The sequence below is a fragment of the Sporomusa sp. genome (assembly GCF_035561255.1).
Classification (GTDB): Bacteria; Bacillota; Negativicutes; order Sporomusales; family Sporomusaceae; genus Sporomusa.
Map to the genome: position 1 here is coordinate 1 of NZ_DATMXX010000389.1, position 11,136 is coordinate 11,136.

Annotated in this window: 14 protein-coding genes and 2 pseudogenes; 5 read left to right on the forward strand and 11 right to left on the reverse strand. The window is 44.0% G+C overall.

Going from position 1 to position 11,136, the window contains the following annotated elements; genetic code table 11:
• Positions 1 to 99: 99 nt before the first annotated feature.
• Positions 100 to 1,629, forward strand: coding sequence for a recombinase family protein (locus VN379_RS22090; RefSeq protein ID WP_325537909.1), 1,530 nt, complete (start codon positions 100 to 102; stop codon positions 1,627 to 1,629).
• A 342-nt stretch (positions 1,630 to 1,971) separates the two neighbouring features.
• Positions 1,972 to 2,106: pseudogene (locus tag VN379_RS25275) on the forward strand (IS256 family transposase); the annotation flags it as partial.
• 186 nt (positions 2,107 to 2,292) lie between these two features.
• Here the strand turns inward: VN379_RS25275 and VN379_RS22095 are convergent.
• Entirely contained in the window at positions 2,293 to 4,065 is a 1,773-nt protein-coding gene (locus VN379_RS22095) for an ATP-binding protein (RefSeq protein WP_325537910.1), read from the reverse strand.
• Between the two features lie 12 nt (positions 4,066 to 4,077).
• On the reverse strand, positions 4,078 to 5,139 hold the full coding sequence (locus VN379_RS22100) for an SIR2 family protein (RefSeq protein WP_325537912.1): 1,062 nt from the start codon (positions 5,137 to 5,139) through the stop codon (positions 4,078 to 4,080).
• A gap of 166 nt (positions 5,140 to 5,305) precedes the next feature.
• Between VN379_RS22100 and VN379_RS22105 the strand changes: the two genes are divergently transcribed.
• Positions 5,306 to 6,067, forward strand: coding sequence for a hypothetical protein (locus tag VN379_RS22105; RefSeq protein ID WP_325537914.1), 762 nt, complete (start codon positions 5,306 to 5,308; stop codon positions 6,065 to 6,067).
• A 300-nt stretch (positions 6,068 to 6,367) separates the two neighbouring features.
• Here VN379_RS22105 and VN379_RS22110 read toward each other — a convergent pair whose 3' ends face one another.
• Genes VN379_RS22110 through VN379_RS22120 form a run of 3 tightly spaced genes read right to left on the reverse strand, consistent with a single transcriptional unit; the run spans position 6,368 to position 7,293 of the window.
• Positions 6,368 to 6,796: a hypothetical protein gene (locus tag VN379_RS22110; protein WP_325537916.1), complete on the reverse strand. Its 429-nt coding sequence runs from the start codon at positions 6,794 to 6,796 to the stop codon at positions 6,368 to 6,370.
• Between the two features lie 44 nt (positions 6,797 to 6,840).
• Positions 6,841 to 6,990, reverse strand: coding sequence for a hypothetical protein (locus VN379_RS22115; RefSeq protein ID WP_325537918.1), 150 nt, complete (start codon positions 6,988 to 6,990; stop codon positions 6,841 to 6,843).
• 30 nt (positions 6,991 to 7,020) lie between these two features.
• Positions 7,021 to 7,293: a DUF2933 domain-containing protein gene (locus tag VN379_RS22120; protein WP_325537920.1), complete on the reverse strand. Its 273-nt coding sequence runs from the start codon at positions 7,291 to 7,293 to the stop codon at positions 7,021 to 7,023.
• A 435-nt stretch (positions 7,294 to 7,728) separates the two neighbouring features.
• Here VN379_RS22120 and VN379_RS22125 point away from each other — a divergent pair, with 435 nt between their 5' ends.
• Positions 7,729 to 8,007, forward strand: a complete 279-nt coding sequence (locus tag VN379_RS22125) for a hypothetical protein (RefSeq protein ID WP_325537922.1) — start codon at positions 7,729 to 7,731, stop codon at positions 8,005 to 8,007.
• Positions 8,008 to 8,029: 22 nt separating this feature from the next.
• On the opposite strand, the gene VN379_RS22130 is transcribed toward VN379_RS22125, so the two are convergent.
• The 3 genes from VN379_RS22130 to VN379_RS22140 form a co-directional block, all read right to left on the reverse strand.
• Positions 8,030 to 8,215, reverse strand: coding sequence for a hypothetical protein (locus VN379_RS22130; RefSeq protein ID WP_325537924.1), 186 nt, complete (start codon positions 8,213 to 8,215; stop codon positions 8,030 to 8,032).
• Between the two features lie 207 nt (positions 8,216 to 8,422).
• Positions 8,423 to 8,599, reverse strand: coding sequence for a hypothetical protein (locus VN379_RS22135; protein WP_325537925.1), 177 nt, complete (start codon positions 8,597 to 8,599; stop codon positions 8,423 to 8,425).
• Between the two features lie 657 nt (positions 8,600 to 9,256).
• Positions 9,257 to 9,412 (reverse strand): hypothetical protein, encoded by a 156-nt coding sequence (locus tag VN379_RS22140; RefSeq protein ID WP_325537926.1) that lies wholly within the window; start codon positions 9,410 to 9,412, stop codon positions 9,257 to 9,259.
• A 38-nt stretch (positions 9,413 to 9,450) separates the two neighbouring features.
• Between VN379_RS22140 and VN379_RS25235 the strand changes: the two genes are divergently transcribed.
• Positions 9,451 to 9,618 (forward strand): hypothetical protein, encoded by a 168-nt coding sequence (locus VN379_RS25235; protein ID WP_414715031.1) that lies wholly within the window; start codon positions 9,451 to 9,453, stop codon positions 9,616 to 9,618.
• Positions 9,619 to 10,162: 544 nt separating this feature from the next.
• On the opposite strand, the gene VN379_RS22145 is transcribed toward VN379_RS25235, so the two are convergent.
• The 3 genes and pseudogenes from VN379_RS22145 to VN379_RS22155 form a co-directional block, all read right to left on the reverse strand.
• Positions 10,163 to 10,300 (reverse strand): hypothetical protein, encoded by a 138-nt coding sequence (locus tag VN379_RS22145; RefSeq protein WP_325537928.1) that lies wholly within the window; start codon positions 10,298 to 10,300, stop codon positions 10,163 to 10,165.
• A 183-nt stretch (positions 10,301 to 10,483) separates the two neighbouring features.
• Positions 10,484 to 10,606 (reverse strand): annotated as a pseudogene (locus VN379_RS22150) (peptidoglycan DD-metalloendopeptidase family protein); the annotation flags it as partial.
• 43 nt (positions 10,607 to 10,649) lie between these two features.
• Entirely contained in the window at positions 10,650 to 11,132 is a 483-nt protein-coding gene (locus tag VN379_RS22155) for a DUF6803 family protein (protein ID WP_325537930.1), read from the reverse strand.
• Positions 11,133 to 11,136 lie beyond the last annotated feature (4 nt).

An 11,136-nucleotide genomic window follows, 5' to 3' on the forward strand; every position in this document is an offset into this window, starting at 1 on the left:
GATACATATAGTAATAATTTTATGTCCCCACTTATAAAAGGAATATTGAACCGCATGCAGTCAACTCAAGCCAAATAATCTATAAGGATGTGTTACTAAATGAATGCAGCAATATATGTTCGCGTATCTACAGATCAGCAAGCCGAAAAAGGCTATTCTATCGATACTCAATTAGAAGCCTGTCGCAAATATGCCCTTGAGTTAGGCGCAACCAATATAGAAGAATTTGTTGATAATGGTTATTCAGGAGCGTTTATTGATCGTCCAGCATTGACTTCATTACGAGAAAAACTCAAGAAAAAGCTGTTTGATGTAGTAATTGCCTATGCTCCCGACCGCCTAGCACGCAAGACAATTCATCTTCTTATTATTTCAGAAGAAATTGAGAAAGCTGGAGCTCTACGTAAATTCGCATCTGTTAACTTTGAATCCACGTCCGAAGGCGAGTTAATGTACAAATTCCAGGGAATAGTTGCTGAATACGAAAAGGAAAAAATCAAAGAACGAACGATGCGAGGCAAACGCGGCAAAGCTTCCAAAGGCTTAGTTATCAGTAATGCCAAACCCTTCGGCTATTTGTTTGACCCTGAGAAAAACACCTATGTAATCAATGAACTCGAGGCTGAGATTATTCGGATGATCTTTGACTTTATTGTCAAAGAAGAAATGGGAACAGCCCGGATTTGCAAGGAATTGAATGCAAGGGGTATTCCCTCTCCCCGGAAGAAAAAATCCTGGATCGTTTCCAGTGTCCATCGGATACTAACGAATACATTGTATAAAGGCATTATCTATTCCATGAAATACCGTTATGAGAAGATTGGCTTAAACCAGAGAAAACGAACGCTTCGGCCGGAAACGGAATGGATTCCGATCCCCGTTCCAGCCATTGTGGATGAAGTGACCTGGCAAGCCGCCCAAAAACAGCTTCAGAAAAATAAGGATTTCGCGAAACGCAACCTAAGACACGACTATCTGCTCAACGGACTTGTTACCTGTGCCAAATGTGGGAGGGCAATGGTCATTTCTCATTCCGGCAGTAAACAACTGATCAGCTATTACGCATGTCTAAGTCAAAAAAGCTCATCCTATTTGTATTCCGACCAAGAACCCTGTACGGCAAGACAAGTGCCTACGAAATTACTGGATGAATACGTCTTTGACTATCTTATGGAGCTTTGCAATAACCCGGCTAAGATTACCGAATATCTTGAGTGCATCCCCCGCAACAAGGACATTGACAAGCAACAAGCGGCACTTGCTCAAATGATAAAAGCAGAAAAGGATTTGATACAGCAAAAAGAAACCGTATTGCGGTGGTTTCGGCAAAAGATGCTAACAGAAGGTGAAGTTGAATCCCAGTTAAAAGAAATACGCGGTCAATTGCTTGATATCGCGAATATGAAAAAAACATATGAAGCTGAATTAGCCGCAGCCTCCTCCTCTAGCAGCTCTCCTGCTGAAATCGTTGCTACAATTAGAGGCAATCTGTATAAAGAAAATTTTACTGTGCAAGAAAAGAGATCTGCTTTGCAAGCCATTTTGGATAGGGTAATTGTTGAGCGGGTTGATCATACCCGTGGACGAGGCAGCCGGCCGGAGATTCATGTTCAGCTTAAATTAAAATGACCCCAGTTCAATAATGTGTTGAACTGGGGTCATTTGTTTTTATGAATTTACAAAGAATCTGACAGTGATACGGTTCTGTTTTGTGTTAGACTAAAAGCACCCAAAAGGGCAATGAGACCGCCCCATTGCCCCGCAAAAAACATATTAGTATTACATAAATCTTCAGTGATACGTAGCTTTTGTCCGTTCATCTCTAACGACGAATTCTTCTTTGCTTATAAGCTATATGTAAACTTAGTTTCAAGAAGCATCAAAACTATCAGGCTATTTGAATACTTCAAGTTCCTAAATAGCAGCAGTTCTTTCAATCCCTATATCACTGTCGCAGCAACCTCATGAACTAATGACGATGCGCTACGCAAGATGCTATATCTGGCTTCAGATAATATCGTCAAAAAGTGGACTTAGCGCTATCGAGATTGGGAGATGGTTTTAAATCATTTAGCACTGTTATTTGAAGACCGCCATGCGATTTAATTGCCCAGAAATCATAATTCCCCGGGCAGGCCGGGCATTCACGCTAACGCGTGCATACCTCCGTCCTCCCCAGGGAAAACAATTGCAAGGGGCAATGGATACATTTGAATTGCAAGTAAAGCCACCTAATTTCTTGCCATGAAGAATTCCAATTACACAAAATTAGACGCAGACCCATATAGATCACTAGTTTCGGCTTTGCCGGCGCAATTGCTCTACTGCTTTAATTAAATCAGTGGCTCCTTTTTGGTTATCCCATCTTTGCCAAAAATCAATGGTTGCACTTAGCGGCTTATACGTTGGCTTATTTAACACTATCCTTGTTGGCAATAATACTGCATCTCCAACTATAATTGCCTCTCCGATTTCCAGTCCAGGGAGTATTTCCAATAATCCGCTTAGTGAATCAGGCATTAAACCTTTAACCACTGATTTGTCACTATCATTAGAAAGTCTTAACGATATTATATTATTGCATTGGCTTAGTATAGTAGTGCTAACATCAGATGGCCTTTGACTGACTATCATTAAGCCGACGCCATATTTTCTGCCTTCCTTTGCAATTCTTTCAAAGTTCTCTAGCGCCTTTTTCTCTAAAGGATTTGCACTCTTGGATGCACTTGGCAAATACAAATGCGCTTCATCACATAGTAATAATACCGGATGTCTGCCATCATTATTGGTACCGGGATCTGACCAAAATTGTATCTGGAAAACCAGTCGTGCTGTTAAACTTACCATTACCGGTAAAACGTCTGAAGGTACCTCGGAAAAATCAATTACCTTAATCCCCGGCTTATTATAATCAGTGATGCCGTTGTGACCCATTAGCTGATTTGCAAGACGATGCAGAGCTTCATATTCATACCACTTTTCTGGCGGTTGAAATAAAAAACCATAGCGCCGGTCTTCAAGTTTATTTTTTAAGCGAATTAATAACCTGGTTAACTTGTTGTTGAGTGGGCCTTGTGTCGTTTTTTCTTGGCCGGCCTTTTTGCCGCTTTCATAAAATTCTCCAGAGCCAATAATCTCTGCGTTTTTATACTCGAGTTCCTTAACTATGTGCTCCATCTTGAACGGTATAGGGCTATCAACTGTGAATGTATCCAATACTTCTTGTTTCTTAAGTTGTTCTAAAACCGTCTTTTTGGCCTTGGTGATTGCATCCAGTACAGCTAGCGACTGGTTAGGAGCAGATTGCTCGGAGTGGTCAATCAACATAGACTGCATTTCATCATAGTTCAGTAACCAAAATGGTAAGAAAAGTACGCCTTCCTTCGGATCAGCTAAGTCACCAGGTCCCGCTATACGCAATTGTTGTGCATATGGTAATTTTGTATATTCGCCATGAAGGTCAAATACAATGATATTTGAATAATCCAATTTAGAAGCTTGTTCTAAGATGTTTGCAACAGACCATGACTTACCTGAGCCAGTACTGCCCAGCAGCGCAGCATGCCGCTGAAATAACTTGTCACCATCTATATATGCTTTTGCTTTTCTATCCAAGGTATATGTACCAATCTCCAATGGTTTTTTTGTTGCAACACCGGCAGAACCAATTATCCCCATAAAGTCTTCCAGAGCTTTCCCTTCAACCGGAAATACGGGGCGATTAATGTCAGGTAGTGATAAAACAGCTCTGGTAAAATAATTACTAACTTCCCCGTGTTTTGCGCGATACGTTCCCACAAGAGTAACTTGGACACCATTATTTTCCGTAATGGGCGGAGACATCTCATCGCCGACTTCCGTATCACCCTCTAAAGGATCTCTCCAAACCCGGTTGATCATACCAAGCAACCATTCATTACTATCTAATCCTTGAATAGTTACTAGCCTTCCGACTCTTGCATGCGACAACTTTTCAGCCGAATGTACTTGAATAAATACTCGGGCGGTGTCCACGCCGCGAACCTCACCTATCGACTGTGTTTCCTCAAAATTGAAGATACCCACTATAGCCCCTCCTTACCCAACAACCTTGTCCACAAATTCTTCAATACTCCACAGTTGTCCGGGAAACTCACCACTATCTCCCTGATAGTACCAAGTAGTTAATCCTGCTGTTGATTGATCCAAGGCAATTATGTTCGGATAATCCTGCACTATCATTTTGGCGCTATCACTTAAATGCCTAGTTATTATAAGACAATTCATTCCTTGGCTCAGCCGCTCAGTTAAAACTGTTTGCAAATGAGAGTCATTAAATCCATAACCTATTACCATAATTGAATTAGCACTTCGAATACTTTGATTGGCCATTTCTCTATGACAGTTCATCGTTGGATCAGTTAAACTGGCCTTGTATTTAGTCAAACCCGGCGTAATAATAACGCGAGTTGCATTTTCAATCATCTCGCTACATTGAAAAGTTTCACTACCAAGTTGCTGCCATTTTAAAGAGCCATGTGGTTTCAACAGCCGTACTCGTTTTTGCTTTCGGTAATCTGTCTTCATTGTTCTCTTATCCGGAACTACCGTTAACGAATAGGAATCGCAGACTAAGGTTTCGTGGGAAAACCGTTGAAGATGTGCTCCCGAAAAGCCGGTGCAACAATGGATGCTACATACATCGCAAGCATACTCAATAAGGTGATCATAATTTGAGGTAATAATATTTAAACAGGGGTTGCCTGGCGGCAGACTGTCTATTATGTGTTTGATAAGCTTTGCTAACGGAAATGATTTGGCCGAAGTAGCAATCAACTGCCGCTTAAACTGTATATCCTTTAGATCGATGACAGTAGCGGTAGCTTCAATAATAAGATGTAAAAGTTCTTGACTAACAGTGCATCGTCCTAGTCCGTCTTCCAGCCCATGGGCTTCAATGCTTGCCAAACAAATTGTCCACTCACTGGTTAATTTAGGGTCGCCTACACATCTCTTAGGCATATCGCTTTTTAGAAAATTCGTCAATTCTCCCATACCAGGTAACCCCATCGAAACAGAAAGGCCTGTGCCTATTAACAACATCGGTCTAGTCCGTAGAAAATCTTGAAGCTTTGCCAAAATCTCATCTTTATCCACCATGCTATAAATTACCCCCTAGCCGAAACGAAACATAACATATCTAAGATATTCGCCATAAATCTCCACAGTCCCTTTCATTTTATTACCAATCAAGGAATGAATTTACATATAACAAGATATTCTGATAAAATTATACTATCGCAAACAAGTATGGTGGGTGATTAATGTGGAATTTGCATATTATGTAGCCAGAGGGGTTCACGAAAAAGTAAGTGCTATTGAAGTTGATAGTAATCCTACTGATTTTATTGAACGAACAAAATTCCGCTGTATTTTTTGCGGAATACAACTCGAGTTTTCTCACGGTACTAGCTATCCGTTATTTAAACGGTGGAGAGGTACCGCCCATATGCCTCACTGGATTTACGAAAATATAACTAGCCAAATCAAAAATCATGACAACAACAAGGACATTGAATTATTAGTATCGACTATTCTTCCCAGAGCACTGATGTCCCCGCAGCAGCATACAAGCACTGGACATCGAGGCTCCAACATATCAAAACAGTTCACCGGTAAAAGAACACGAATGTTCATCTCCTCTGTAAAAAATCTGCTTGACCCTAAAAAGGGCTACTACTTTAGTCAAAACTATGAAAACACGCAAATTCTTGCTGAAACCGGTGAAAAGTACTATCTAAAAGATTTGTTCGGAGCACAAGATGAAGTCATCGACAAGATTGATAGTAGTGCTGACAAGGAAATAGTCTGTATCGTAAAGGGTAACACACTGACCCCTAAAACAACAATAGGAGACCACGTATTGATTCCGCTGTCTAAATCAGGAAAGCATAAAAACTCGCAAAAATTTTCTCTTTTCATCCCAAAGGATTATGTACCAAAAAACTCTGGGCGGCTGGATGATATTACGGGAGCCTTTATTGTCGTTATGGCATTGCGAGAAAAACTGACTACGGATTCCAAATGACAATCTTTTCAATCCACCATCAAGTAGCCGTTTTGAAAAAATACGAAAAAAACAACACCGGTTCCGCCCCGGTCACTTAAACGAACAGCCGCCAACAGTTGACACCTTAACTGTTGGCGGCCCTTTTTTATTCCTATTTCTATTACTCCTGGTCACTCAGTCCAAAATTTCCCGCAACCTGTTCGCTCTCCTGCTGGGGGGGAATCTGCCATATCTATGCCGGTGCCGCGGCTACATCTACACATGTCAGGTCTTGACCGGTCGCGACCAATGCGAATCTCACCGCACCACCAAAGAGCGTCACTGCGCTGTATGGTAAGCATTATGGTCTATAGATTCAGACTCTGCAGCCTGCGGCTGCGGTGCTTGCTCGCCGGACGAAGTGCTCTCCTTAACCATATCTGCCATCATTTGCTTAAACGCCGGATCGCTTGCCATCATTTGCTTCATCATAGTCTGCATTTGGGGCTGCTGCATCATCCCCTTCATTGTTTGCTGCATGTCAGTGCTTTTCATCATATCTTCACACTGTTTTTGCATTTCCGGCGAATTCATCATCTCTGGGCCCATTTTTTCCATCTGGCCGTTTGGCATCATCATACCTGCCGCTGCTGCCGCCTGCTCAGTATTCGCTGCCGCACTTGCAAGCGAATTGGCACCAAAGGCCAGTCCTAATGCTGATGCGGTAATTAGTCCCCCAATAATCCACCCTGTTAATTTATTTTTCATAGTGTTTTCACTCCTCGTTAATTTATCCGATTATTATACCTTGACTAAGCTAACGCCCAGCCATCTTCAAATACGAAACCTTGCCGTTCGAGAATGCGCCGTACTTCACCTGTAGTAATCCAGGTGCGCGGGTCATGCAGCGAATAATCCTTGGTTTCAGCTTTGCGATAGGCTTCCATGATTAACTCTTTCATCTCACTAGTCAGCTTCTTACTCAACCTTGATTATTTTATAGTTTTATTTTCGTTTGAGGGTTCATTATGTTTGTGTCCCATCCCCCGCATCATAAACAGATGCATCAGTGGGCATATCAGCAGCACTAAATAGCTGGCCGCCCCATCGTAACCGCTTTGCTTGAGAAGTAGGACTACACCAATCGGCGCTAAACAGCAAGCAAGCATCATCAACATATGTTTAAGGCCGCCGCCGCAGCCATGCTGCTGCCCTTGACTTACGCCATTTTCCTTATTAGGCTGGGATTGTTTGCAACACTTCATAACTTTATTCCTCCTCATTTAGCTTACCGGTAAATTGCCTGGCTGCTAAGCAGCCTCCATTATAGACTTTCCAATTTTCGGAATTCTACAGCTCTCTCCACTTGCGAGGTAGTCCGCCTTAGGTGCGGATTCTTTATCTACCTTTATCATACCAAATCTTTGTGAAGACACTATGAAGGACTAGTGAAGAACTTATGATTTTTCGCTAATCTTTCCCATTAAACAAAAAAAGACCGGCATCTATACTTGCCGGACATCGCTGTCTTAACTCCCTTTTTCCCTGTGACCCTTTAGGATATAAAAGCCGGAGTAGTCAAATTCTGGATAAGATCATCTATCTTCAGATGGGGTGAAAACCCACCTGAAGTTTAGCAACCTTTAGTTACAGTAATTTCCCAAATTCAGTTGGCATAGTATAGTTTCGAGGTGAAAACAATGTCAATCATTGATACTGACTCCAACCAGCTTGCCCTGTTAATGACCCTGATTGCCATTTCGTTTTCTGAGGATAGAGATCCAAATGAAGTAAACATTGTTGGCAACGTAATTATAACAATTGGTAGTATTATGGTTACAATTGCAGCCCAAAAACTGGCTCAAGAATTAGACCAGAAAGATAATCAAGATAAGCATCCGCTGCCACAGAATATTCAGCAGCAACTTGAACAATTACAAGCACAGATTGATCAACTAAAAAAACAGCCCCCCCCATAATATTCAGTTACTAGGGCTCTCCTTATTGCAAAATGGCCCCTCCGCGTTTGTCGTCTCCTATCGCTATATCATCGCGGTCGCTTACTTGCTCTAGGCGATCTGTTTCTAAATTACTCTCGTTTAGACTTGCTGCCATCTCCTTTATGATAAGACCCATAAAAAGAAGAAATCTGCCTGCGGACTTAAGGTCTTCTATGTCTTTGCTCACGTTTACACCTCCATCGCTTTTTTATACATGATATACTATGTGATTATTGAATATGCCGATAATATTTAGTCCCGCCTACTCGTTCAGCGCACCTCGGGACAGAAGAAACTTACTGACAACCGTTTCTGGATATGTAGTTAGCACAAAATGTAGGCGCCCCACCAAAAAGGGTTGCCGGTTATCGACAGCCCTGCTGCAAATACTGAGCTACTGCCCCGACAGCATCACGCCGGCCACTAGTACCACCACGCAAAATGCAGATACCAGTATGCTGCGGTCAGCACAGTACCGGTAGCTGTAGCGGTCACCCCGCCTGACTGCATATAAGTAGCAGACAAATAGTGCTACCTCCACCCGCCACCACCGAACCAAGCTATCCGACATCGTTAACGCCTCCTCCGTGTCAGCGGCTTCCCCGCCGCCGTCACCAACTCAACGAGCACGGTGGACATTGCAATATGGAGTAAAACATCATCGCGGCACGCCGAATCACCCGCAGGGGCGGAGCGAAGCGGAGCAGGCAACGCCTTGACCGGTGTGATACAATGGCAAGACCGGCGGCGGGGGCGTCTCCAGTCCGTCACCTTGCCGCACTCGATTACTCCGCAACCAAAAAAAGGGCCCCTCGGCCCTAGTCGGGGATAAATCCATAGTAAGTTACGCGAGCTAGGTAATATGTGAGCTGGGCCCGCGTCAAGCTGACCCGTATCCACTCAGACCCATCTGGGCTAGTGACCAGCTTGCCGTATAGTTCCCGCCGACTCCGTAGTCTTGCCTTGACTTGCTCGAGTGTCAAGCACGTATACCGCCTCCTCCGTACTAGCGGCTTCCCCGCCGCCGTCACCTACAAAACGAGCGCGGGCACAGGACTGTACTGTTTGAACAAATCATCGGCGCGGTACACACCGAGTCACCCGTAGGGGCAGAGCGAAGCAGCGCAGGCAGTGCCTTGAACGGCGTGATATAATGGCAGGACCGGCGGGCGGGGCGGTTCCCTCGTGCTTTCGTATCCTAGCGGTGGCGGGCGTACGATAATCCGCCTTATGTCCGTGGGGTAGCCCGGAGGACGGCAGGCGGAAGACGCGCTAGCGGCTGCAGCGCCATCGGAGGGACGCGGAGCGGGCTGGGTGTGGCCTCCACTGCCGCCTGGACTCCCTGCAACGGCCCGTTGCTTGCACCGGTAGTAGTGTATGCCATCACTTCACCATTCTTATTAAAAGGAGTTCCTCTTTTTCATCTATGCCTGGGGGTTTTGCCTGCCCTTCGCGTTGTTGGCAGTTACATTGGAGCGGTTTCTAAATAGGAAACGCCTCTTTTCACGCCGGATGAATATGGTACAGCGCATTGCCGGTATACTGCTGGCGATCAGTGGGGTGTTAATCTTTTTCGAACTAATTGGCTAAGAATTTTTGGGGCATTTACAATTGCCGGAGCATGAGGAAACAAATAATGCAGGCGAAATGCCCACTAATAATAAGGGGAACACTTCGTAAAAGCAGGGTTGCAGGCAGGTGGTTTTCTAGGTCTGCACGAAGGATAACAAAGTGGCATACAGCTCGGCAGACAGTTTGGCATACAATTTGGTGGACATGCCTGCCGTAGTTCAAACTCAGTTGGCCATTCTTCTAATTCTGGGTCATCCCAAAGCTTTTTCAAAATTACCCCTCCGTATATGATGTACAGGAACTTTTATGTAATATTTTATGTTGTTTATAGATAATGGGTGACATAAGCAATCGCGACAGATGGCATTTTTGCCGCCACGCACTATCCGGATTGCCACCGTGGTTAAAACTATAATCGGAAGTATATGCTAGCGCCGCTTATGCCTTAGGCATACTATATATTAAGCACACCCCCCGCAGAAACATTTGCAGGGAGTGTGCTTGATTTTAGTAAACCTACTTAACCTCCTCATCAATGGTGGCCAAGTGTTCTTCATATTTTTTACTGAAATGGTGAGAGCTGTCCTTGACCGCCGGAGAGGGTAGAGACCTCACCCTCAATGAAATTTCTGCCGCCTTCCTTATCCGCATTGCCAGCTAACGAATAACCCGCCGGGCACCAAGATACCGTGAACTCCATTTGCTGCTCCATCCACGAAAAATTGCTGGTCGGCCTGCGCTTGCGTTATATAGCCCCACTCAACCTGTTTCGCAGCATTTGTTTTCTTTGGCCAAGTATTTGCTTATGCCATGTGGCAACCTGCGCCTTCTGCTCGTCAGCCATGTTGTTGTAGGTTGCAAAATGCAGAACAGGCCCTGTTATTTAGCCAGTTTCACCAACTCGGGCAATGAGCTGGCTTTTGCAAACTACCTCGCCTTCGCTGACTAAGAGTTCTGAGTTGTGGCCGTACAGCGTAGAATAGGTGCCATTATGCTCAATAATGACAGTTTTTCCATATTATTAAAGGTTCAAATTATATTTTTCAAAATTAATGTTTCATGTGTGTCCCGTTTTGCCCGGGATTCCAACCCATCAGTTGTGGGTCAAGCATACCAAATACCATGGCCACATGGGCTACAACCAAGAATACTGTCAACAAAATGAAGTGCAGTTTCATTTTATCATCATCGGGCTTACCTTTCCCGATAATACCAAGTTCTAATAGAGCTATGGAAAACAGCGGGATAACACCGCTCAAATAGGCCCCCACAGCCAGAATATCAGCCGCGCCCCGCCACTGTATATTGGGTACTACCGTAACCCCTAAGTTTAGAAAAACACCCAGAAAGTAAAAACCTAGAATAATCCCCAACCATTTATTCCATATACGCATGGGACCGGATTTGAGACGGTTAAACACCACAAAAAATTCGGTAGCTACCAGTGCTTCAGCCAATGCAACAGGAATAAGCATGTAGATAATCAAATTCCAGGGCTGATTCACCGCCAGTAGTTCCATATAATGAGTCATGTTC